This is a genomic window from Beduini sp. (assembly GCF_047239305.1).
GTDB lineage: Bacteria > Bacillota_I > Bacilli_A > Erysipelotrichales > Coprobacillaceae > Beduini.
The window spans coordinates 48,102-70,926 of the sequence record NZ_JBKTEM010000012.1; the positions used below are offsets into that span (position 1 = coordinate 48,102).

General features: G+C 37.0%; 23 protein-coding genes. 2 read left to right on the forward strand and 21 right to left on the reverse strand.

The window, feature by feature from the left end; genetic code table 11:
• Nucleotides 1–89: 89 nt before the first annotated feature.
• The 13 genes from scpB to ACLRVU_RS13110 all read right to left on the reverse strand — a co-directional run bounded on the left by scpB (nucleotide 90) and on the right by ACLRVU_RS13110 (nucleotide 10,779).
• Complete coding sequence (gene scpB, locus ACLRVU_RS13050) at nucleotides 90–683, reverse strand: SMC-Scp complex subunit ScpB (RefSeq protein ID WP_412892180.1); 594 nt, start codon at nucleotides 681–683, stop codon at nucleotides 90–92.
• Nucleotides 680–1,405, reverse strand: coding sequence for a segregation/condensation protein A (locus ACLRVU_RS13055; protein ID WP_412892181.1), 726 nt, complete (start codon nucleotides 1,403–1,405; stop codon nucleotides 680–682). Before ACLRVU_RS13055 ends, scpB begins: the two co-directional genes overlap by 4 nt.
• A gap of 71 nt (nucleotides 1,406–1,476) precedes the next feature.
• On the reverse strand, nucleotides 1,477–2,790 hold the full coding sequence (locus ACLRVU_RS13060; RefSeq protein ID WP_147553312.1) for a spore germination protein: 1,314 nt from the start codon (nucleotides 2,788–2,790) through the stop codon (nucleotides 1,477–1,479).
• Nucleotides 2,787–3,137 (reverse strand): stage V sporulation protein AE, encoded by a 351-nt coding sequence (gene spoVAE, locus ACLRVU_RS13065; RefSeq protein ID WP_412892182.1) that lies wholly within the window; start codon nucleotides 3,135–3,137, stop codon nucleotides 2,787–2,789. The genes ACLRVU_RS13060 and spoVAE overlap by 4 nt, the downstream gene beginning before the upstream one ends.
• Nucleotides 3,137–4,138, reverse strand: coding sequence for a stage V sporulation protein AD (spoVAD, locus tag ACLRVU_RS13070; RefSeq protein WP_147553316.1), 1,002 nt, complete (start codon nucleotides 4,136–4,138; stop codon nucleotides 3,137–3,139). The genes spoVAE and spoVAD overlap by 1 nt, the downstream gene beginning before the upstream one ends.
• Complete coding sequence (spoVAC, locus tag ACLRVU_RS13075) at nucleotides 4,122–4,559, reverse strand: stage V sporulation protein AC (RefSeq protein WP_412892183.1); 438 nt, start codon at nucleotides 4,557–4,559, stop codon at nucleotides 4,122–4,124. The genes spoVAD and spoVAC overlap by 17 nt, the downstream gene beginning before the upstream one ends.
• 69 nt (nucleotides 4,560–4,628) lie before the next feature.
• A complete protein-coding gene (locus ACLRVU_RS13080; RefSeq protein WP_412892184.1) occupies nucleotides 4,629–5,264 on the reverse strand; it encodes a DUF2238 domain-containing protein in 636 nt (211 codons plus the stop codon).
• A 57-nt stretch (nucleotides 5,265–5,321) separates the two neighbouring features.
• Nucleotides 5,322–6,128 carry a Cof-type HAD-IIB family hydrolase gene (locus tag ACLRVU_RS13085; protein WP_412892185.1) on the reverse strand — a complete coding sequence of 269 codons (807 nt, stop codon included), beginning with the start codon at nucleotides 6,126–6,128 and terminating at the stop codon, nucleotides 5,322–5,324.
• 91 nt (nucleotides 6,129–6,219) lie between these two features.
• On the reverse strand, nucleotides 6,220–6,789 hold the full coding sequence (locus ACLRVU_RS13090; protein WP_412892186.1) for a Maf family protein: 570 nt from the start codon (nucleotides 6,787–6,789) through the stop codon (nucleotides 6,220–6,222).
• Nucleotides 6,782–8,932 carry a polyribonucleotide nucleotidyltransferase gene (pnp, locus tag ACLRVU_RS13095; protein ID WP_412892187.1) on the reverse strand — a complete coding sequence of 717 codons (2,151 nt, stop codon included), beginning with the start codon at nucleotides 8,930–8,932 and terminating at the stop codon, nucleotides 6,782–6,784. The genes ACLRVU_RS13090 and pnp overlap by 8 nt, the downstream gene beginning before the upstream one ends.
• Before the next feature lie 124 nt (nucleotides 8,933–9,056).
• Nucleotides 9,057–9,323: a 30S ribosomal protein S15 gene (gene rpsO / locus ACLRVU_RS13100; protein ID WP_147553331.1), complete on the reverse strand. Its 267-nt coding sequence runs from the start codon at nucleotides 9,321–9,323 to the stop codon at nucleotides 9,057–9,059.
• Nucleotides 9,324–9,436: 113 nt separating this feature from the next.
• The gene (locus ACLRVU_RS13105; RefSeq protein ID WP_412892188.1) at nucleotides 9,437–9,925 is read right to left on the reverse strand and encodes a GNAT family N-acetyltransferase; all 489 of its coding nucleotides are present in this window, start codon (nucleotides 9,923–9,925) and stop codon (nucleotides 9,437–9,439) included.
• A complete protein-coding gene (locus tag ACLRVU_RS13110) occupies nucleotides 9,922–10,779 on the reverse strand; it encodes an HAD family hydrolase (protein ID WP_412892189.1) in 858 nt (285 codons plus the stop codon). Before ACLRVU_RS13110 ends, ACLRVU_RS13105 begins: the two co-directional genes overlap by 4 nt.
• Before the next feature lie 131 nt (nucleotides 10,780–10,910).
• On the opposite strand from ACLRVU_RS13110, the gene ACLRVU_RS13115 reads away from it, so the two are divergent.
• Complete coding sequence (locus ACLRVU_RS13115; RefSeq protein ID WP_147553338.1) at nucleotides 10,911–11,459, forward strand: hypothetical protein; 549 nt, start codon at nucleotides 10,911–10,913, stop codon at nucleotides 11,457–11,459.
• Nucleotides 11,460–11,490: 31 nt separating this feature from the next.
• Here ACLRVU_RS13115 and ACLRVU_RS13120 read toward each other — a convergent pair whose 3' ends face one another.
• From ACLRVU_RS13120 to ACLRVU_RS13155, 8 genes are all read right to left on the reverse strand, one after another.
• Entirely contained in the window at nucleotides 11,491–12,114 is a 624-nt protein-coding gene (locus tag ACLRVU_RS13120) for a rhomboid family intramembrane serine protease (protein WP_412892190.1), read from the reverse strand.
• On the reverse strand, nucleotides 12,104–13,138 hold the full coding sequence (locus ACLRVU_RS13125) for a DNA-processing protein DprA (RefSeq protein ID WP_412892191.1): 1,035 nt from the start codon (nucleotides 13,136–13,138) through the stop codon (nucleotides 12,104–12,106). Before ACLRVU_RS13125 ends, ACLRVU_RS13120 begins: the two co-directional genes overlap by 11 nt.
• Nucleotides 13,139–13,337: 199 nt before the next feature.
• Entirely contained in the window at nucleotides 13,338–15,266 is a 1,929-nt protein-coding gene (locus tag ACLRVU_RS13130; protein WP_412892192.1) for a phosphotransferase, read from the reverse strand.
• A 34-nt stretch (nucleotides 15,267–15,300) separates the two neighbouring features.
• Complete coding sequence (gene rnc / locus ACLRVU_RS13135; protein WP_147553346.1) at nucleotides 15,301–16,008, reverse strand: ribonuclease III; 708 nt, start codon at nucleotides 16,006–16,008, stop codon at nucleotides 15,301–15,303.
• Nucleotides 15,995–16,978 (reverse strand): phosphate acyltransferase PlsX, encoded by a 984-nt coding sequence (gene plsX, locus ACLRVU_RS13140; protein ID WP_412892193.1) that lies wholly within the window; start codon nucleotides 16,976–16,978, stop codon nucleotides 15,995–15,997. The genes rnc and plsX overlap by 14 nt, the downstream gene beginning before the upstream one ends.
• 42 nt (nucleotides 16,979–17,020) lie before the next feature.
• Nucleotides 17,021–19,039: an ATP-dependent DNA helicase RecG gene (gene recG, locus ACLRVU_RS13145; RefSeq protein WP_412892194.1), complete on the reverse strand. Its 2,019-nt coding sequence runs from the start codon at nucleotides 19,037–19,039 to the stop codon at nucleotides 17,021–17,023.
• Nucleotides 19,040–19,113: 74 nt separating this feature from the next.
• Entirely contained in the window at nucleotides 19,114–20,643 is a 1,530-nt protein-coding gene (locus ACLRVU_RS13150; RefSeq protein ID WP_412892195.1) for an ABC-F family ATP-binding cassette domain-containing protein, read from the reverse strand.
• Nucleotides 20,644–20,957: 314 nt separating this feature from the next.
• Nucleotides 20,958–21,974, reverse strand: coding sequence for a D-alanine--D-alanine ligase (locus ACLRVU_RS13155; RefSeq protein WP_412892196.1), 1,017 nt, complete (start codon nucleotides 21,972–21,974; stop codon nucleotides 20,958–20,960).
• A gap of 24 nt (nucleotides 21,975–21,998) precedes the next feature.
• On the opposite strand from ACLRVU_RS13155, the gene ACLRVU_RS13160 reads away from it, so the two are divergent.
• A complete protein-coding gene (locus ACLRVU_RS13160; RefSeq protein ID WP_412892197.1) occupies nucleotides 21,999–22,724 on the forward strand; it encodes a MerR family DNA-binding protein in 726 nt (241 codons plus the stop codon).
• The last annotated feature ends 101 nt before the right edge of the window (nucleotides 22,725–22,825 follow it).

Sequence of the window (22,825 nt, forward strand, 5' to 3'; positions counted from 1 at the left end):
ATATCCTCCTACTATCATGATACCTCTATTCTACATCAAATAATCATAAATTAAAATAAAAATTATATAGAAAAAGGATAACCTCTCGGCTATCCCGCTGATTCGTCTGCTTTATCATCTTCTTCGCGATATTTAGCGTCGAACAGATCTTCTTCCATGCTGGTTTGAGCAATATTCTGCAAATCCGGCAATTCATCTAATGAAGCAAGATTAAAGGCATCCATAAATTCTTCGCTGACCCCATACAAAATAGGTTTCCCCGGCGTATCTTCACGCCCGACTTCTTTAATGAGTGCTTTTGCTTGCAGTTTCCTGACCATTGCATCACTGCTGACTCCGCGGATTTCTTCTATCTTGGTCCTTGTTACCGGTTGATTATAGGCAATGATTGCCAATGTTTCCAAAGCCGCATTAGACAGACTGGCTTCTGCTTGACTGACCATCTTTTCAAAATAGGGCTTAAACTGTGTTTTAGTCGCTAATTTATATTTACCACCTAAATAGACGATCATCAATCCTTTTTGTTCATCTGCTTCAAATTGTTCCATCATATCTTGCATCATGGCTTCTGTTTCTTTTACTGACAATTCTAAAATCGCTGCCATTTCTTTTACGCCGCAGCCTTCATCACCAACTAAAAACAATACACCTTCAATGACCGCTCTATATGTATTTACATTCATTCTATAGCCTCCAAAAATATCTGATCAAACTGCTTTTCCTGTGTGATAGCTAATTCCTTTTTATTCGCTAAAGTCAGAATCGCCAAAAAAGTAACGACAAAATAATGACGAGTAGGATGATCAAATAATTCTTCAAAATTAACTTTTCGGTGTTTTTTAAAATAATGGCGGATTTCATCACAACGGTCATCGATCGATATTTCTTTCTTACCGACAGATGTGATCAATGGAGAAGACAAGATCTTACGCTGATACATTTTCTGCATCGCTTTCATCAAATCATAAATCTGTAAATTATCAGGAATCAGATTGGCTGTATCAATGGCATATTCATCCATCGAACTGCTTGACTTAATATAAAACTGTTGACGAGATTCATAATGTTCCTTAAAATTCTCAACAACATCCTTATATTTTTTATATTCGATCAAACGCTTAATAAGTGCTTCACGAGGATCTTCTTCATAATCTTCGTTGATCTTAACCACCTCAATCGGCAGCAGCATTTTACTTTTTAATTCGATCAAAGAACTCGCCATGACTAAATACTCACTTGCTACTTCAAGATTGACTGCCTGATACTGATGCAGATAATCTAAGTATTGATCGGTTATCTTTGAAAGCTCTAAGTTTTCTAAATCCATTTCTTTTTCTTTGATCAAATGCAGTAAAAGATCTAACGGTCCGACAAATTGATCAAGAGATACACGATATTCTTCCATATTCCACCTCTAATTTATGATTTTATCATATTTCTATTTAAAAAACTACATAATAAAAAGCGAAATGAGTATCACTTCGCTTTGCTTGATTTTGGTTTACGTATAAAAAAGTACAGTACTTTCTTAGGATCGAAAGGAACAAAAGGATAAAGATAGTCATAGCCAAAAATGTGCAGATGCATCAGGTAGAGAATTAATATAAAGTTATATAAGACAAAGCCAACATTATGGAATATCCAAATAGCAAGGATCATCCCTAACTTAATATATTTGTTAGCTAGTGAGAGTTCATAGTTCGGGGTAGCAAAGCCGCCGACATTGCTGATGGCACTGTATAAGAGAATTTCAGGTATAAACAGCCCCATATCGATCGCCATTTCACCTAACAGCACCGCAGCGATGATCCCCATCGCACTGGAGAGTCCGGTCGGGGTATGAATGGTCGCAATACGCAGGAGCTCGATGGCAATTTCCACCACAAATAACTGCATTAATAAATGATTGAATTCCAAATCATTGACTCCTGCAAACAGGAAGATTCCTTTATTTCCATTCATCAGTGTAAGCAGCCAAAAGGGAACCAAATAGACAGAAAGAAACACTGCCAATAAACGGACTAAGCGAATCATGGTTCCGATAATCGGCACTTGGCGATGTTCTTCCACATGCTCTAAAATCTCAGATAAAGACGTCGGCAGCATCATGACCGAAGCGGACGTATCTGTAATAATCGCAAAATTTCCTTTTGTCAAATGGGTAGAAACGATATCCGGTCTTTCACTATAACGAACTAACGGATAAGGATTATATACCTGATGAATAAGCAGTTCTTCTAAAGCTCGATCCGACATTACTAAATCTTTAGTCGATACATTTTTTAAACGTTCCTGAATATCTGCTTTGATTTCAGGGTCACATATTTCATCTATATAACATAAACATACATCGATCGGTGCCAAAGAGCCAATCGTGATGATTTCAAAGGTTAGGGACGGATTGCGGATACGGCGGCGAATCAGTCCGGTATTCGTTAATAACTGTTCAACAAATCCGTCTTTTGCTCCTCGCACGCTTTTTTCCGTTTCCGGTTCGTTGATTGAACGGCTGGGGTATTTTCTTACTTCTAATACATAGTATTGCTGTTCTACTTCAATAACGGCATTGCCGGATAACAAGGCAAGATCCAAAGTGCTTAAATCCGTTACTTTTTTGACACTGCCGTTAAAAAGATTTCCATCTAAATCTTTTGGATCTTTAATTAACTCTATTCCAGCACAAAGCATCGTGATCTGATCATCACTAACGAGACTGGTAATAAATTCAATAGTATAAACATGCTTTCCTGATTGAATGATTCGCTTAGAATAATCGTAGGATTGATTCATGAACGTGGTTTAAAGATAATGGCGACAATAAAGCCAAATAAGATGGCTGTTGTAATCCCAGCTGCTGTAAGATCAAACATTCCCATGGTCAATCCAAGCAAACCATATTCAGATACTTTTTCTAAAGCTCCATGCATCAAGGAATGTCCGAAGCTGGTTATCGGAAGCATCGCTCCGGCATGGAAAATACCGATTAAGCGATCATAAATATGAAATAAATCCAAGAACGAACCAATACAAACAAATAAGCTGGTAATATGTCCCGGTGTCCATGATGTAAGTTCATAAATCAGCTGGGCGATGACACAGATGGCACCACAAAACACAAAAGCGAGTACATAATCCATTAGTCACACACCTCCAAACTAATTGCATGTGCAATTGAAGGAACACTTTCCTTCTGCATGATCGTAATCGGGGACATTAAGGCTCCGGTAGCGACAATCAATACTTTTTTCCATTTCTTTTGTCTTAACTGATCCATAATATAACCATATGTAACTAAGGCACTGCAGGCACAGCCGCTTCCGCCTAAAAAGACATCCTGCTTTTCTATATCATAAAGCAAAGTTCCACAGTCATTGTAATGATTGACTTCCATATTATCTTCTTCAAACATCTTGGTTAAAATCTTTTTACCGTAATCCGATAAATCTCCGGTCACAATCAAATCATAGCTGTTAAAGTCACGATTGGTATCTGTAAAATGCTGTTTTAAGGTATCGTAAGCTGCTGGTGCCATGGCACGCCCCATATCATTGACATTCGTTTGCTTAAAATCAATAACTTTTCCAAAGGTAACTGCTTCAATACGAATATCTGACGGCTGGTTAGATAATAAGATTGCTCCCGCCCCAGTAGCCGTATAAGTTGTTGTTTCGGGTTTCTGGATACCGTATTCAAGCGGATAGCGATACTGACGTTCTGCGGTCGCATTGTGTGAAGAAACAAACGCTAAAACAGAAGAAAAATAGTTGGATTCGATCAGCATGCTGCTGACTCCCATACTTAAGCATGAAGAAGAACAGGCTCCGTAGATTCCGATGTAAGGTACAGGATATTTCGCCGCTGTATATGACGTAGCCGTGATCTGATTAGTAAGGTCACCGCCTAAAATCAAATCAATATCGTCTGGTTTTTTCTTTGCTTTTTGCAGACAGCTGTTGATTGCAACTTTCTGCATTTCTCTTTCCCCTTTTTCAAAGGTCTTCTGGTGACAATACAAATCATCGAAGTAAACATCAAAATAACTTCCTAACGGTCCGGTATGTTCCATCGGTCCGGCACAGGTTCCGGTACTTTGAACATAGACGTTATGGAAAAAATGGGTACTAGATTTTGAAGACATAACGAATCACCCCGAAAATAAATGAAGATACAATTCCATATGTAATGACGCTGCCGCCATATTTAAAGATATTAGAACCGATCCCTTGAATTAATCCCTCGCTCTTGCTTTCTAAAGCAGCACTGCTCATCGCATTTGCGAACCCTGTGATTGGAATAAACGTTCCTGCCCCTGCATGTTTAGCAATCTTATCAAACACACCAAATCCGGTCAATAAACATGTAATAAACACGATTGTAATGATCATCGGTGCAGATGCTTTTTCTTGTCCGACATTCAGAAGCTCCATATAAAACTCTAATAAGAATTGACCGATCACTGCAATGACGCCACCAAAAACAAACGCATTAATGCAGTTTTTTACAATACTGCTTTTTGGTTTACAGCTATCGGCAATTTTGTTGTATTTTGTTTCATCCATTTTTATCACCTCAATGATAGTATGTATAAAGATGTCGATTATATGCAAAAAGAAAAAGATTTGAGAAACTCAAACCTTTTCGTTCGCATCAAACAGCTCTTCATAAATTTTCGTTAAAAAATTGGGTTTATGACGGTGGTAAGAATGATAAATTCCTAATGTAATCAGCAAGCCGCCGACACAGGCACAAAGCATATCGGTCATACTGTCATGAATTCCCGAAGAATAGTGGTTGATACAGTCATAATTGAAAAAGACCAACATCGAATATTCGTAAAATTCCCAAAGTACCGCTATCGCTAAATTAAATGCATTAATAAAGATCAGCATGACATAAGTATCTTCCTTATTTTCAACACGGCGTATTTTTTTTAGAACACAAAACAGGATATAGCCTGCCATCGTCAGCAATAATCCACTTCCAAAATGAACGATCTTATCGTAATAAGGCTGATTATAGCCTCCTAAAGTACTGCCTACAATAGCGGCAAAGAAACAAAATAATAAATTTAAAATCATGATTCTTTCTGTCAGTCGAATATGTAGGAGTTTAAATACGATTGGGACAATAAACGGTACAAGACAAGATACAGGAACTAACCAGAGTTCCGTATGACCATTTAAATTATAATAAACGGAATAAGCTAAACCAGCAATATAAAAAAGGATTGCTGCGTTCAGCCAAAATGATTTTCTTTTTTTCATATTACACCTCTAACTCTATTATTATATGCCCCATTTAAATAGATTACCATGGATATACTAAATTAAATTCATTTCTTTAAAATGCTTTTCAATGGTTTTAATCACTCCACTTTCTTCATTCGACAAAGTTTCATAGCGGGCAGCTGCTTTAACACCATCACTTCCGTTTTTCATAGCATAGCTGTAAAAACATAGCTTTAACATCTCGATATCATTATCTCCATCACCAAATGCCATGCATTCCTCCGGTAAAATATCATATCGTTCACAGATTCGCTGAATACCGCTGGCTTTATGATAGCTTGGCACAATCAAATCAATATAGCCATGTCCACTTGTAACCGGCGTAATTTTTCCACTCATTTCTTTTTTTAAAGCATCTGTCAGTGGATATGTTTTTTCCGGCGGACAGGTCAAGGCAAATTTCAAAAACTGGTCATCTACACTATAAAAATCCGCTACTTTATCTAAACGATGCAGATACAGCTGCATGAGTTTATAAAATTCATCGGGTACTTTATTTGAGATATAAGCACTGTTTAATCCGCATAGGATCTTTTCAATCTCTGGATAACGTTCAAGAATATTTAAAATCTGATGTACTTCTTCCTTTGGAATATCAGCTGAAAACAAAACCTCCTGCCGATCGATGACCAATGCTCCATTTTCAGCAACATAGATCAGTTCATCTTGGTAATCTTCAAAAAAAGATTTTAACTGATAATACTGATTCCCACTGGCAACGACAAATTTAATATCATTTTCTTTCATTATTTTATATAGTTCTCGAAAACGCTGACGGTCATATTCTAAATGACGATTTAAAAAAGTACCATCCATATCTACTGCAATTAGTTTAATCATTTTTGATCCCCCTTATGCTTAGAATCCTATCACATTAAAATAGGAATAAAAAATAAATTCCGTTTTTTGAAAGAAAAAAACCTGAAATGAATCAGGCTTCTATATCAAATTCTTCTTTTAAAACCTTATGCAGCTGTTCCACTGGCAATCCGACAATTGTATAGAAATCACCCACATAATGATCAACAAGCATATTACCAGCGCCCTGAATCGCATAAGCTCCCGCTTTATCCTGCCATTCATTATAGGCTAAGTATGCTTCTACTTGTTTTTCATCCAAGGTTCTAAAAACCACTTCTGTTTTACTGGTAAAACTAACTCTTTTTTCCTCTTGAAGTACTGTGACACTGGTATAGACATATTGAGATTCTCCGGAAAACATCAAAAGCATACGCTTAGCATCCTGATAATCTTTTGGTTTACCCAATACCTGATCATGGAAACAGACAATCGTATCTGCTCCAATCACAATCGCATGAGGATGAAGACGGGCAATCGGCAATCCCTTTTGATACGCCAAATCTTCTAAGCGTAAATCTAAAGGCAGGCGATCGTCCATTACTTCTTCAATATTTGCACTCTCAACCCTAAAAGGTACTCCCAGCTGACTTAACAATTCACGGCGGCGGGGAGAAAGAGAAGCCAAGATAATATTATTCATTTGGCTTTGCTTCTTCTTTTTTAACTGGTTCTTTCTTTTCGGGTTTAGGCAGCAATGCTTTTGCTGAAACATTGACACGTCCCTTTTCATCAATATCTGTAACGACAACACGGACAGTATCTCCTAATTTTAATACATCAGAAGGTGCTGCTACTCTTTCATGAGCAATCTGAGATACATGAAGCAATCCGTCTGTCCCTTCAAACAAGTTAACAAAAGCTCCGTATTTTTCTAATCGAACCACTTTAGCTTCATAAATTTCACCTTTTTGGGCTTTCTTTACAATGGCTTCAATTAGTTTTGCTGCTGTATTAATTGCGTTTTGATCGGTATGATAAATGACAACACGTCCATCTTGTTCAATATCAATCTTAACATCATTTGATTTTTCAATGATTTCATTAATCATTTTTCCACCAGGACCAATAACGTCTCTAATTTGATCAGGATCAATATGCATTTGGAATACTTTTGGTGCATAAGAAGATAACTGAGGTCTTACTTCACTGATTGCATCCAGCATTGTTTTCATGATCTGTTCACGTCCGATCTTTGCTTGTGCCAAGGCTTCTTTCAAGATTTCCTGAGTAATTCCATCGATCTTAATATCCATCTGCAAAGCACAGATCCCATTTGTTGTTCCGGCTACTTTAAAATCCATATCTCCCAAGTGATCTTCCATCCCCTGGATATCGGTTAAGATTGTATAGTCATCCCCCTTTTTAACAAGTCCCATAGCAATTCCCGCAACAGGTGCAGAAATAGGAACTCCAGCCGTCATCAAGGCCATTGTAGAGGCACAGATTGAAGCTTGTGAGGATGAACCATTTGATTCTAATACTTCTGATACGACACGAATCGTATATGGGAAATCTTCTTCAGAAGGAATGACTTGAGCTAAAGCTCTCTCTCCTAAAGCCCCATGTCCGATCTCACGTCTTCCCGGTGCTCCCATTCTTCCAGTTTCTCCAACTGAATAAGGCGGGAAGTTATAATGATGCATGAAGCGTTTTTGATCTTCTAATCCCAGACCATCGATTTTTTGATGTTCCCCCATAGCGCCTAATGTACAGGCAGATAACACTTGTGTTTCGCCACGAGTAAATAAAGCTGAACCATGAACGCGCGGCAGCAAATCCACCTGTGCATCCAAAGGACGAATTTCATCTAATTTTCTTCCATCCGGACGAATCTTCTGCTCTGTGATCAAACGTCTTACTTCTTCTTTTTCTAGATCATGCAGAACAATTCCCACTTGTTTTAAGACAGATTTCTTATTGTCTTCACTATCATAAACACGTGCTTCAAAGTCCGCTTTTACTTCTGCCATCAAATCATCGATAGCACCATAGCGTTCTAACTTACCTGGAATACTGACAGCTGTTTTCATACGGTCATAAGCCATGGCAGTCACTTCATCGACAATCGCCTGATCCAATGTAAATAAAGGAATTTCTTGTTTTGCTTTTCCACATTGCATAACGATCTGTTCCTGGAAAGCAATTAATTCTTTAATTTTTTCATGTCCGAAAGCTAATGCTTCCAAAATAACTTCTTCACTTACTTCTTTAGCATCTGCTTCTACCATGTTGATAGCATCTTTTGTTCCTGCTACTTCTAAGTGAATTTCACTTTTTTCCATTTCTTCCGGTCCGGCATTGACTGTAAATTCCCCATTTACATAGCCAACAGTTACTCCGGCGATAGGTCCATTGAATGGAATATCAGATAAACACAACGCCAAAGACGCCCCAAACATAGCCGCCATTTCCGGTGTTGCATCTTGATCTACAGATAATACAGTGTTCACGATCTGAACTTCATTTCGGAATCCATCCGCAAATAACGGACGAATCGGACGGTCAATCATTCTCGCTGTTAGTGTTCCATGCTCACTAGGACGTCCTTCTCGTTTTAAAAATCCTCCCGGGATCTTTCCTACAGAATACAATTTTTCTTCATAAGTTACTGTCAATGGGAAAAAATCAACATCCTTTGGTTCTTTCCCTGCGACAGCTGTTGATAAAATAACGGTATCATTATAACGTACTAAAACAGAACCATTGGCTTGTTTTGCTAGTTCTCCGGTTTCTACTGTTAATTTTTTTCCATAAAAATCTATACTAAATACTTGTTTTGACATCTGCTTTTTCACCTCATTTTTTCTCAAAATACATTATAGCATTTTTATTATGTTAATCCAAACAAAATTGAAATAAATCTTATCGTTAATAAAAAAGACATCGCAGAGCGATGTCCTAGAAGGATTATCTTCTTAATCCTAATTTTTCGATTAAAGCAGCATATCTTTCGATATCTTTATTTTTAAGATATTTTAATAAATCTCTTCTTCTACCGATTTTCTTTAATAAACCTCTATTTGAATGATGATCTTTTTTATGCACTTTGAAGTGACCGTTTAATTTGTTGATATCAGCAGTTAATACAGCGATTTGTACTTCTGGTGAACCTGTATCTCCTTCTTTAGTAGCATATTCTTTCATGATAGCTGTTTTTTCTTCTCTAGTTAACATTTGTTTTCTCCTTTTTTCTTAAACTTAGCGAATGCCAAGGTATCCGTCAGGAACTCAGATATCCTAGCGATTGCCGCAATAAAATTTATACCATAAATCTATGACTTTGTCAATTATAAAAGATAAACATCATGTTTTATCTTTTTTACATAGCCTTCAAACTCATCATCATTCAAAGCTTTTGGATAACTCATGATTTTCATTGGAATTGTTTGGGACGGATCCAGATAAGACTGCATTTCATAATCCCCAGCATTTAAAGTAAGCCCAAGACGTTCATAAAAGTTAACACGGCGCTGCTTTAGTTCGTTATCAACTTTTTCAACTTCAAGTAAGACCAGCTTCGTTTGACGAGCTAAAAAATCCTGCATTACTTTTGAACCTAAACCAAGACCATGAAATTTGGGATTGATTCCCAGATAATCAATAAAGATATAATCGTCTAAATCAAAATAGATCAAGAGGCTTTCAATCGTGTCTTCCTGCATTGTTGTCTCTATTTTACATAATCCTTCATTGATAAAAGCTTCCAGCTGTTCACGAGGACGAATCTCGTTTTCGTCAAATAATTCTTTCATTAATGCATACAATGCATCATTCATTCTAACACCCACCTTTTAATTGCTTTTCCGACACCATCTTTATCATACGCTTCCGTTATATATTTTGCCACCCTTTTGACCTCTTCTTCACCATTTGCCATGACGACTGAGTTTTCAAACAATTCAAACATGCTTAAATCATTGAAGCTGTCGCCTAACACCATAACTTCATCCTCTTTAATTCCAAGCAGTGTCGCTGCTTTCAATAAAATTTTTCCTTTGGTTGCATCACTATGAGTAATTTCCACATTATCCGGAAAAGAAGAAAGATAGGCAACATTGCCTAAAGCACTCAATCGTTTTTTTGCTTCTTCAATCTTACTCGTATCAATATCAAACGCTTCAATTTTAATAATCTTTTTAGTTGGCAGTAATGAGTGATAATCATCTGCTTCTTCCATTCTGAAAATAGAATGGCGTGTTTTTAATCTTTCTTTTACTTCCTCATAAGTCTGTGTTTTATCTTTATGTAAGGAACGCTGAATGAAGGCATCCTGCACATTTTCTACCGCTTCAATTGAATAACGGTTATCAGTCGTATAGATCATGAATTTAATATCCAATGCTTTTAAGATTTCGATTACCTCAATGGCTTCTTTCGCTCCTAAATAGCATGAACTGATGAGTTCTCCCTTTTCATCTATATATTCAGCACCATTTCCGGTGACACATGCACATTCTACACCATGCTGCTGTGTGACCGGCAGGATATCCGTATAAGCTCTTCCTGACGCAATAACGAAGTGAATCCCTCTTTTTTTAGCTTCGTTTATCATTTCTACATTATATGGACTGATCCCCCCGTTTCCATCCAATAAGGTTCCATCCATATCACTCGCTATTAATTTAATCATATTTTAACCCTCCGCTTTTCTAGTTTAACACAGCATTTGAAAACGCTTTATTTTTTTCTTCTTTAGTAAATAGTTAATAAGTTGAAAGAAATGTCTATTTGTGTTATAACTTTATAAGAAGGAGTGGTTAGATGGCATATGCAAAGGCTCCTAAAGCATCTTTAGGGCAAAAAGTAGTATTTGTTTTAGCAATGGTTTTCACATTTCCATTCTCATTAGTCTACCTGTTATTTTGGCGTGGACGCTGCGTTTACTGTGGTAAGCGAATTTTATTCAACAGACATGTCTGCAAGAAATGTCAGCGCAATGCAACAGGAATCGTAGATGATTTTGACGGAAAAATGCAAACCTTCTTTGCTCAGATGGGTTCAGTAGAAGAACTCGATGATATTTTAGGACAATATCAATATATTCTAGACCGTATCGATGGAATCGAGGTTATTTACGATGCACTGGATGATCAGGCAGATACAGAACGCATGAGACAGACTGTATTAGAATATCTAAAAATGAACTTAGAAACATGGTTCAATAATCATGAGGTTCAATTCATAAAAAATGAAGCCTATAAACGCGAAGTAGAAACAACGATTAATGAATCTTTCGTTGAATTTGAACAGATGAAGGATATTTTAACTCCTTATCTTACTAAATTAGAAGCATTAGGTACTGAAGAATAAAAACTATCCAAGCTAAGCAGCTGGATAGTTTTTAGTTATATAAAGGCTGATTCTTCTTTTTATCAATAAAATAAGAAACTATCCAAGTCGCAAGGATACCACCGATAAATCCGCCTAAATGCCCCCATAAAGAGATATTCGGCAATAAAATCGAGATTCCAAACATCAAAAGGATATTCGGCAATAACTGACGATAAATATGATAATAAACGCCTTTGTATCGATAGGCAATGACACACATGGCACCTAGCAATCCAAAGATCACTCCACTGATTCCGCCGCCAACGCTGAATGTGCCAATACCAAACAGGAAATACATGATATAAGGCAGCACATTCGTAAAAATACCGGATATCAATAAGATAAATGCATAATGCTTAGGCTTAAATGTACGCTCCATAAAGCTCCCGACATTATACAAGCTATAGCAATTGACTAATAAATGCAAAATACCAAAATGAATAAAATTTGCCGTTATAAAACGCCAGTATTCATGATTGTATTGGATCAGCAAAGGATTAAAGCCACCGGCTTGAATTGCCTGCGAAGCACTCATGGTCTCACGTCCAAATGTCATCACCGTGATTATATACACAACGACGCAGACCGCAATCAACAATGATGTTAATTTATATTTTTTCCATTCAAATCTCATATTGTTCTCCTAAAAATTCATAAATTGATATCTGATCATAGCTTTCGGTTTCTTGAATTTTTTCTTCTTCCTGATCAAGCAGTTCGGATAATGTCAATGGGGACTGAATCATATCCATCGTTAAGCCAATTGCCCCCAGTTCGATCAAACGCGCATTTCCATAAAACTCATCATCCATGATTGCTGCTAATTTTGTCCAACGCTGCGTGAAATTCTGCATTGCACTCAGCCATACGGCTCCGGAATTGATTTGTGAATACATAATGATCGCAACCTCCGCTAAAGAAAAAACATACTGATTACGATCGATTGCATGCACCAAGTCAAAATTAGCAAAAGGATAGACTGCACTGACTAAAAGCATCTGTCCGTTTTTAATTGGTCGCAGGTACTCTTTCATTTCAATAATGATATTGCCGCATAAGAAATTCACCGCTTTTCCGCCGATTCTTAGCTGATGCTTCATCGCCAACGTTTCTACTCCGCGGTTACCGCAGCTAATCAATGTATAATCTTCTTCATTCAGCTTTGAAATCACCGCCCTCGTATTTTGATCAATACGGCGATTTGAGCGAATCGGTCCTGCTACACAAACAAGCGGATCCTTCAGCATCGTGATATCTCCACTATAGTATAGGATCAATGGCATGTTTTTTTTCATCTTTCGCTTCAATTGATAGGGATATTCTTCTTCATATTTGGTTGTGACCAGAACACCTAAACTTTCCATTCGCTGAAGCTGTTCTAGTAAAAAGGCAATTCCCTTATTGCGAGAAGCAATCTTATGTGATAGTTCTTCATCAATATCCAGATTGATCATAATAGCTTCATACTCCAAAGCCAGTAATGCCGCCGGACGCTTTAACTGGGAAGCTCTCAGCATTTTTTCAAGATCATTCCATTCTGTGACACTCAACGGCAATTCATCGCAGTCGTAAAACTCACTGCAGTAAAGAAGCAATGCTATACTATCAAGAGAGAGTCGCAGTCTTTGATGATTTAAGTCGTTCCATTCATTTTTCATATCCATACCTCTTATATCCATCTATAGGTGATCTTCTCAATATCATCAATAAAACAAAGAGAAGTTTTTTATACAAGTACAGGGTAATCATCAACGATGATCTATTATACCTTTTTGTCATTCCTTGTCATATTATCATATCATAAATCCCCTATATAAAAAAGATAGTACATTCTTTTATACTATCTTTTTTACGGTTTTACTTATAGTGTTCAATAATTTGCCGCATTAAAGGTTCTTTCTTTTCAATGTCTAATAAAAGTGTCAATTGATTTTTAGCACGTATAAGATTATGTCTTGGAAAAGAGGTTTTATAATAGCAGTCTCCATCTAAATAGTCGCTTAAAAAACGCAGTGTCTGCTCATAAACGATCACTTTCACACCATCTACTAAAGTCTCGATTTCTCCCATTGTCAATGTATCCTTTAACGATTCCAGAAAACCTTTAGTGAAAGCTTCAAACAATTCTAAATCAAAATAAACTTCACTTAAATCCGCATTATCTTCATACGTATGATTGGCACCTGAACGCAGTGCATCACCAAAATCATAGCCAATGAATCCGGGCATAATCGTATCAAAATCAATCACACAGATCGGTTCACGTGTCGTTTTATCCATTAAAATATTCGATAACTTCGTATCATTATGACAGACACGCTTTAAAATCTCTCCGGCTTCATAAAGCTCATAAAGACGATGACTGATATTTTTGCGTTCAACCAATGCTTCAATCTCTGCTTTTGCTTCCGCAATACGTATAGGATCTCCGTCCTTTAAACTTGCTTCAAACTGCTGATAGCGGACAGGGGTATTATGGAAGTCCGGTATGGTTTCCACCAGCGTTGATGCATCAAAATCACGTAGATTTTTAAAGAAAGCACCAAAACATTTTGCAGTACGATAAAAATCCTCAATACTTTCACTGCGGTCATAGGTGAAGCTGTTTAATATAAATTTAAAGATACGATAATAGTTCCCATCTTCCACTAAATACAATCGGTTTTCTTTTGTATTAATAATTTCTAAAGTAGTTTGCCCCATAGCGGTAAGATGCTGTGTCACTAATGCCATATTATTCATAAGCCCATCGACATTTTTAAAAATATGATGATTGATTCTTTGGAGAAGATAGTGTTCTTTAGTCGTAATGACCTGATAGGTATCATTGATATTTCCCGATTGATTTAACAAGATTTGGACAATTTCCCCATCAATCTTAAATTGTTGAGCGATGCTTTTTATTTTCTTCAAGACAAGTTCATGCTCAGCTAAGTTTGTCTGATAATGATCCAGCTGTTGGGTAATGCCGTCAATAACCTCTTGGCGGTCTTCTTTATAAGTAACCCCATACCATTTTGCATCACTTTTAAGAATATGTATACGAGCTTTTTCTTCTTTAATTAAGCTGTCAAAAACGGCTGGCAGATAAAATTCTGCTTTCAAAGGATTATTTTTATAGTCGTTTTCTAAAAATAGCTGTAAATAATGTTCGATTTCATTAAAGATATAATCATCAAAGCCCCACATGTTCATAGACACAATCTGATCTCTTTTTAATGTCATCGGCAAGTCACATTTTATTTGACCATTATCATCATAAATCCCGGTACATTCTTGAACCGTTTTTAAATATCCATCTTCTTCATAGCAGATTCCGCGGCTGACTCCACCAAAATGAGACAGCGTATTTTCCAAACGATAGCCGACCATTGCATAATGCTTGGCATCTACTTTTGTTTTTAAGAAATAATACAATTTAACAAATGATTCATAGCCATAGTAATCGTCTCCGTTAATGATTCCCATTGCTCCGTTCACTGCCTCTTTACAGCAATATAAGGCATGTGCGGTTCCCAATGGTTTTAAGCGGTCTGCCCAAGGAGTCTGATAAACATAAGTAATATCAAAATGCTCATCAAAAGAATGATGAACCATTTGTTTTACAGCGTCTTCATTTTCTTTTTTAATCACAATAACAAATTTTCTGAATCCCGCTTTATAAGCATCATACAGTGAATATTCAATGATCGTTTTATCCTGCGGTAAAAAGGCATCCAACTGCTTTAATCCGCCATAACGGCTTCCTAATCCGGCAGCTAAGATGATCAATGTCGGTTCTTTCATATTTCCTCCCATAAAAAAACGTGTTTCCACGTTTTTACACTTCGTTTTTAGCTTTAAAATCTGTTTTCGCAAGCTTCGCTAAGGCATCCTGCGCAGCTTTTTGTTCCGCTCTTTTTTTACTGGTTCCCTTACCAACACCCAAGCACATTTCATCCATCATTGCCGCAATTTCAAATTCCGGGGCATTGCTTGGTCCCGATGTATTTAATAATTCATAATTGACAGTCTTGCGTGTATCCGCCTGAATCAATTCCTGCAGCTTTGTCTTATAATCCGTAATATCCTCATAATCTAAATCGCTAGCATGCTTATAGATTGTTTCTTCTAAAATCTTACGAGCATATTTTGAGCCGACATCCAGATATACGGCACCGATGAAAGATTCATACACATTGGCCAATACCGATTCACGGTCACGACCGCCGTTCTTTTCTTCGCCAACACCTAAGAATAATACCTCACCGATTCCTAATTCTCTGGCAAAACGAGCCAGCGATTCTTCACGTACCAGCTTTGCACGATGCGTTGTTAATTGTCCCTCTGATTCATTAGGAAATTTTTTGAACAAGAAATCTGAAACATATAATTGGAGAACGGCATCTCCCATAAACTCCAATCGTTCATAGTCATTGATCATCTCACGACGTTCATTGACATAAGAAGCATGAGTGAATGCTTCTTTATATAAAGCAAGATTCTGATAAGGAATCCCATGTCGATTTAAAAAATCAATCAGTTTCATTATTTAATCCTTCCTTCATTTTTGAAACCACATCTGCTTCTATCATTGTTTTAGCAAGGAGCATCGCGTTTAAAAAGGCTTTGGCATCACTTCCGCCATGAGCTTTGATTACCGGATGATCAAATCCAACCATCAATGCGCCGCCGGCTGAACGATAATCAAATGTATCCATCAATGATTTAAACGAACTTTTTGCGATGAGTGCCCCAATTTTTCCACTGGTTGAAGACATCAGTGTTTCTTTTAGCAGCTTCATAACCATCTTTGCTGTACCTTCGATAGATTTCAAGGCAATATTTCCACTGAATCCATCTGTCACAACAACATCTATTTCTCCGTCTAATATTTCTCTTCCTTCAATATTGCCTTGGAAGTTTAAATGAGAGTCCTTCAACAGCTTATAGGCTGCCTGATGAACTTCGTCTCCTTTTTTCTCTTCACTGCCAATATTCAGCAAAGCGACTTTAGGTGAAGCGATTCCATTGACTAAAGAAGCATAAATACTTCCCATAACAGCAAACTGAGTTAACTGTTCCGGCGTATTTTCAGCGTTCGCACCTACATCCAACATCAATACACCTTTACGATTGTAAGTCGGCATCGTTGCCATCAGGCATGATTTCTCCACACCTTCAATTCTTTTTAAAAACAACATGCAGCTTGCATAATATGCTCCTGTATTTCCGCATGAAACAATGGCGTCTGCTTCATTATTTTTCACTAAATGAACAGCTTTAAACATGCTGGACTCTTTTTTTCTTCTTACTGCCAAAATACTTTCTGTCATTCCCATGACATCTCTGGCATCAATGATCGTTACTTGCTTTAAAGATTGAAGTTCGCTCAGCTCTTCTTCTTTCCCGACCACTTGCAAATGAACATCTTTATTATCTTTTACAAATTCTTTAACTGCTTCTACAACGGGTTTTGATCCTAGATCCCCACTCATTGCATCTATGGCTAAATTCATCATTTCTTTCACCTCGGCTACCATTATATCATATTTTATAAATTAGTCTAAATAAGTCTCATTTTTTTCAATTTTCTTTTCTAAATATTTACGAATCGAATAATACTGCGGTTCATCGATATGGTCAATAATCTCTCCTGCATCGATGCGGGCACGCTCTAATATATTAAAGTCCTTCATGATATCCGCCACTAAAAAAGAAGGCAGTCCGCTTTGCTTTTGTCCCAGCAGTTCTCCGGGACCACGCAGTTTTAAATCATATTCCGCAATCTTAAAGCCATCGGTTTCATTTTCCAAGAAGGTCAGGCGTTCCAATGCTTCCTGATCGTTTGAAGACGTAAACAAAAAGCAATAGCTCTGCTGAGTCGAGCGTCCTACCCTTCCCCTTAGCTGATGAAGCTGACTCAACCCAAAGCGATGAGCATCGTAAATGACTATCATGTTCGCATTTTCCACATCAACGCCAACTTCAATCACCGTTGTAGACACTAAAATATCCAGTTCATGCTTCATAAAAGCCTGCATGATTTGATCTTTTTGTTCATCACTCATTCTCCCATGCAATAAACCGATACGAAGCTTATCTTTATAATAGGTACACATCGCTTCATAAATTTTTGTCGCACTTTGAAGATCCATTGTTTCACTGTCTTCTACTAAAGGACAAACCACATAGCATTGTCCGCCTTCTTTAATATAGCTTTCTAACTGAGGTAGGATCGGCTTCATGCTTTTGGTCTTCACCACTTTTGTTTTGACAGTTTTTCTTCGGCTGGGCATCGTATGTATTGCCGATACGTCTTTATCACCATATAAAACCATGGCGACAGTTCGCGGAATCGGCGTTGCTGACATCGTCAGTAAATCGACTTTATCCCCTTTATCCTGCAGTTTCTTACGCTGATTCACACCGAAGCGATGTTGCTCATCGGCTATCACCAGTCCCAGCCTTTTAAACTGCAAAGCATCTTGAATCAGGGCATGTGTTCCAACCACGACATCCACTTCATAATTTTCAATTTGACGATAAACGGCTTTCTTTTCTTTAGCCGGTAGGCTTCCTGTCAGCAAAGCAATGCGCATTGAAGTATTAGCAAACAGTTTTTGCAGGGTGCGATAATGCTGAGACGCTAAAATCTCAGTGGGTGCCATTAAGGCACTCTGATAACCCGCTAAGTGATTGGCATAAATAGCAATGCTCGCCACCACCGTTTTACCACTCCCGACATCTCCTTGAATTAAGCGATCCATAATATGCGGGCTTTGAATATCCTGCAAAATTTCCTTGGATACACTAATCTGATCTTCAGTTAACTCAAAAGGCAGATCATAAATATATTGATGCAATGCCGGCATATCGAAAGTTTTATTAATTCCCACATCAATAGTATGCGTATTTCTTTTAATAAAAAGCAAAGTCATCTGAAACTTCAAAAACTCTTCATACTTCAAATATTTTAGTGCTTGCTTTAAATGGACTTCATCTTTAGGAAAATGAATTTGCCATAAGGCTTCTTTTAAATAAGGAAGCTGATAACGCTGGACCAAGTCTTCTGGGATAAAGTCAATCAAATCCTTTTCTACGAATGTCAATCCTTTTTTAATATAGCCGCTCATTGATTTTACGGTAATCCCGCTTTTTAAATTATAGATTGGGTGGAATCCCTTTAAACTTTCTAAGCTTTGCAGTTTGATATCACTTGCTACAACTTGGTTGGGACTTTGCAGCTTGCCAATAATGGTAACCACTGTCCCCAAAGTTAAATGTGTTCTTAAGAAATGACGATTAAAAATAGCGATAGAATAGCTTGTATCTTGATACTGAACTTTAAAAGTCATTCTTGACATGTTGCGGCGAATAAAGAAAATCTTTGGTTCCTCTATAATAATCCCTTCAAAGATTGTCTTTTCATCTACCAATATCGGCGGCACAGATAGGATCACATCATAACGGCTAGGATAAAAACGAATCAGATCTTCAATCGTCGTGATCCCCATTTCTTGAAGCAAGGCTATTCTGTTTTGATTTATTTTCAAGTAACTTAAATCGATATCAAACATATTATCCCACCTTTTGTTTAACATTATATCATGTTTGTATCAAAAGAAAAACCTAGGAGCTTTTTTCCCCTAAGTTATTGATGTTTATCTATTTCAATGATACGATCTGCAAAATCATGGTAGAAGCTTTCTTCATGACAGACTAATAAAATACTCCCATTAAACTGAATCAATGCCTTTTTTAATACATTCTTAGTTAGCTGATCTAAATGATTGGTAGGTTCATCTAAGATCAGCAAGTCTGCCGGACTCAAACCTAAACGACATAGCTTTACTTTGGATTGTTCCCCGCCACTTAGCTGCCCAATAGATTTCTCCGCAAGGTCACGTTTAATGCCATACTGTGCTAAACTGCTGTAAATAGCTTTATTATTCATCATAGGATATGCCTCATGAATAATAGCGAAAGGTGTCATGGTTAAATCTTTCCATTTCAAATCCTGTTCAAAATAGCAGTAACTCACCTGCTCAGCAAAGTAACTTTTTCCTTTGAGCGGCAAAATTTCATGAATCAATGTCTTTAGCAAGGTTGATTTCCCTACACCGTTAAAACCGGTGATCACTACTTTTTCACCTCCATGAATCAATAGATTGATATCTTCAAGCACTGGATAGTCATAGCCTACACTTAAATGTTCAACACTTAAAATATCTTTTGTCAATGCTGTTTTTTCTTTAAATCTGAAATTGGGTATCGCTAAAGTTCCCGGCGGTGCTAAACGTTCCAGCCTTTCTAACTGCTTTCTTCGCCCTTTAGCAATCTTGGAGTTATTGCCTGCAATATTCTTGCGAATGAATTGTTCAGTCTTCTTGATTTGTGCCTGCTGAGACTGATAGCGACGCAAATAATCCGCCTGTAAATGCTCTTTCTGCTTCACAAAATGGGAATATGAACCATAGTATTTTTTAATCGTTCCATATTCAATATCAAAGATGCATGTCGTAATTGCATCCAAAAATTCAAAATCATGAGAAACCACCATAAATGCTCCTTTGAATTCTTGCAGATAGTAAGTTAGCCAGTCAATATGCTGCTTATCTAAAAAATTGGTGGGTTCATCCAACAACAAAACATCCGGTTCTTCTAACAGCAGTTTTCCTAAAATGACTTTGGCACGTTGCCCTCCGCTTAGCTGCTGAATTTTTTTATTTAAACCAATAGCGTTTAATCCCAATCCCTGAGCGATCTTTTCAATGCGAACATCCAAGGTATAGAAATCAGATTTTTCCAAGACTTCCTGATATTTCCCCGCAAGCGTTAAAAGATCCGGATGGATGGCTGATTTTTCATATAAATCCAACATCTTAGCTTCCAGTTCATAGCTTTCTTTGGCAGTTGAACGCAGATAACTCAGTACCGTTTCTTCCTGATCGATAACCGCATACTGATCCAAATGCCCAATTTTGATACCTGAATGCCAAAGGACACGTCCTTGGTCCGGTAAATATTCTTCAATTAAAATTTTAATAAGCGTACTTTTCCCGGCCCCATTGGCTCCGACAATACCAGCATGCTCTCCTTTATACAACTCAAAATTTGCGTCCTGATACAAAAGCTTATCCGCAAATTCCTGAGTCAAATTCGTTACTGTTAATAAACTCATTTTTTCTTCTCTCCTTTATAAATAAAAAAAGACAAAAGACGAATACTATCTTTTGCCTAAAAACAAAAGATCATGAACGCATTGCCATGATCTCTATTATCCACTCATCTAACGATAAATAGTATGCTTAAAAGGATAGCCAAGCTACCAGTTTTTACTATTTATCGATGAAGTGTTTTTTATATAGATTATCTCCGTACAACGCCTCATCGTTTTCTTTTGTACGGAGCTGATTTTCTGCATCTTTTTACATATAATTGATAAAACATCTCTATCACCATCCGATAAGATTATAATCATTTTCTAATTAATTGTCAAACTCTGTGATCCAGTGCATACCAAACGATCTTCTCACATACATCGGCAAAGTCGATGCCGACTGCTAACGCTTCTTGAGGAAGCAGGCTTGATGGCGTCATCCCCGGTAATGAGTTTGCTTCCAGACAATATAAATTTCCCATTTCATCCATCATAAAATCAATTCGGGCATAGTTTTTCAGCCCTAAAACATCATATGCTTTTAAAGCCAGCTCTGACATTTCTTTCGCCTTATTTTCATCAATTGGTGCAGGTGTGATTTCTGATACTTTTTCAGTATGATATTTATTGAAATAGTCATAGAAGCCATCTTCCATACAGATTTCAATGATTGGCAGGACATCACGATCTAAAATACCCACAGAAAATTCTCTGCCGTTGATAAAGTCCTCAATCAATACCTGATCACAGAACAAAAAAGCTTCTTTTAAACTATCTTCTAACTCAGCATGATTCTTAACAATCGTCACGCCAATACTAGACCCACCGTTTAAAGGCTTAACAACACAAGGGATATCAATATCCTCTATCTTATCATGTTTGGTAATCGTGATGCTTTTAGCGGTAGGAATATTATTCTGCATAAAAAGTTGTTTTGCAACTGCTTTATCCATCGCTAACCCACTGGCAAAAGAACCACTGCCAGTATAAGTGATGCCATATAAATCAAACACTGCCTGTATCTTTCCATCCTCGGCATTTGCTCCATGCATCGCAATGAAAACAACATCTGCTTTTTTACATACTTCTAAAACATGCTGACCGAAATAACCTTTTTTTGATAAATGACTTTCATTTAATATAAACGGCTTCGCCGTAATAACTGCGTCTCCGATAAAATTCTTTTGACTTTCAAATAGGGTTTCGCTGTCGATTAACGGCAAATCTTCACAGACATCAATCAAAATTGCATGATGCCCTTTTTCTATCAATGCTTTATGAATCAATGTTCCGGAAGATAAAGAGACATCTCTTTCACTGCTGGTTCCCCCTGTTAATACCACTATGTTCATCTTATTTCACCTCAACGCTATTATATGCTAAGAGTTCCTTTTTGGAAAGAAAAGAAAACAGATGAGATTGATTTATTTAAACCCAGTTATTCAAGTGAAAATGGCTATCGTTATTATTCTATCTTTCAATTAGATAAGCTGGCATTGATTATTTCTCTAAAAGCTTTGGGTATGTCTTTAAAAGAGATTAAAACTTATCTGACAAACACTGATCATCTCCGGCTTAATCAAAAATTAAAAGAAAGAGAAGCAGAAATTGACACTAAAATCCTGCGGCTTCAATCCACACGTTCTTTTCTAAAAAAGGTTGTAAACAACAATGAAACATTTCAATCCTATTTGAATCAAGGATTCTTCATCATTTCTCAACCTAAAGAATATTACGAAATCATCCTGCCTTTAGAAAAAACAAATGGAAAAATGATCATTACAAATTATTTAACTGAGGGATTGTTTACCGGGCATTATATCGGTAATCATCATTCCTTTTTATATAGAAAAGTTGAAAAATCAGATCACTGCATTGAATCCGGGTATTATCTGAGTTTATATTTTTATGATTGCGGTTTTACTGTTCAAAAACATATTGAAGAGACTAAAATCTATGCTCAACAAAATGATTTAGCTATAGAGGATACTTTTTATATTAAAGCAAATGAGCTTCTTTACAGTCAGCAAAACAGTGGGAATGTAACAGATCATTACTTTTATCGATTAAGTGTTCGCATTATCGATACGAGTTGTAGGTAGTTTTTATTGACATGTCTTTAAATATCATGTATTATTTAAATGTTGACGGAGGTTTACCCAAGTCCGGCTGAAGGGATCGGTCTTGAAAACCGACAGGGGGT

Coding starts and splice junctions, on each gene's coding strand:
- scpB (WP_412892180.1), bottom strand. CDS start 683: ATGAATGTAAATACATATAGAGCGGTCATTGAAGGTGTATTGTTTTTA.
- ACLRVU_RS13055 (WP_412892181.1), bottom strand. CDS start 1,405: ATGGAAGAATATCGTGTATCTCTTGATCAATTTGTCGGACCGTTAGAT.
- ACLRVU_RS13060 (WP_147553312.1), bottom strand. CDS start 2,790: ATGAATCAATCCTACGATTATTCTAAGCGAATCATTCAATCAGGAAAG.
- spoVAE (WP_412892182.1), bottom strand. CDS start 3,137: ATGGATTATGTACTCGCTTTTGTGTTTTGTGGTGCCATCTGTGTCATC.
- spoVAD (WP_147553316.1), bottom strand. CDS start 4,138: ATGTCTTCAAAATCTAGTACCCATTTTTTCCATAACGTCTATGTTCAA.
- spoVAC (WP_412892183.1), bottom strand. CDS start 4,559: ATGGATGAAACAAAATACAACAAAATTGCCGATAGCTGTAAACCAAAA.
- ACLRVU_RS13080 (WP_412892184.1), bottom strand. CDS start 5,264: ATGAAAAAAAGAAAATCATTTTGGCTGAACGCAGCAATCCTTTTTTAT.
- ACLRVU_RS13085 (WP_412892185.1), bottom strand. CDS start 6,128: ATGATTAAACTAATTGCAGTAGATATGGATGGTACTTTTTTAAATCGT.
- ACLRVU_RS13090 (WP_412892186.1), bottom strand. CDS start 6,789: ATGAATAATATTATCTTGGCTTCTCTTTCTCCCCGCCGCCGTGAATTG.
- pnp (WP_412892187.1), bottom strand. CDS start 8,932: ATGTCAAAACAAGTATTTAGTATAGATTTTTATGGAAAAAAATTAACA.
- rpsO (WP_147553331.1), bottom strand. CDS start 9,323: ATGTTAACTAGAGAAGAAAAAACAGCTATCATGAAAGAATATGCTACT.
- ACLRVU_RS13105 (WP_412892188.1), bottom strand. CDS start 9,925: ATGAATGATGCATTGTATGCATTAATGAAAGAATTATTTGACGAAAAC.
- ACLRVU_RS13110 (WP_412892189.1), bottom strand. CDS start 10,779: ATGATTAAATTAATAGCGAGTGATATGGATGGAACCTTATTGGATGGA.
- ACLRVU_RS13115 (WP_147553338.1), top strand. CDS start 10,911: ATGGCATATGCAAAGGCTCCTAAAGCATCTTTAGGGCAAAAAGTAGTA.
- ACLRVU_RS13120 (WP_412892190.1), bottom strand. CDS start 12,114: ATGAGATTTGAATGGAAAAAATATAAATTAACATCATTGTTGATTGCG.
- ACLRVU_RS13125 (WP_412892191.1), bottom strand. CDS start 13,138: ATGAAAAATGAATGGAACGACTTAAATCATCAAAGACTGCGACTCTCT.
- ACLRVU_RS13130 (WP_412892192.1), bottom strand. CDS start 15,266: ATGAAAGAACCGACATTGATCATCTTAGCTGCCGGATTAGGAAGCCGT.
- rnc (WP_147553346.1), bottom strand. CDS start 16,008: ATGAAACTGATTGATTTTTTAAATCGACATGGGATTCCTTATCAGAAT.
- plsX (WP_412892193.1), bottom strand. CDS start 16,978: ATGAATTTAGCCATAGATGCAATGAGTGGGGATCTAGGATCAAAACCC.
- recG (WP_412892194.1), bottom strand. CDS start 19,039: ATGTTTGATATCGATTTAAGTTACTTGAAAATAAATCAAAACAGAATA.
- ACLRVU_RS13150 (WP_412892195.1), bottom strand. CDS start 20,643: ATGAGTTTATTAACAGTAACGAATTTGACTCAGGAATTTGCGGATAAG.
- ACLRVU_RS13155 (WP_412892196.1), bottom strand. CDS start 21,974: ATGAACATAGTGGTATTAACAGGGGGAACCAGCAGTGAAAGAGATGTC.
- ACLRVU_RS13160 (WP_412892197.1), top strand. CDS start 21,999: ATGCTAAGAGTTCCTTTTTGGAAAGAAAAGAAAACAGATGAGATTGAT.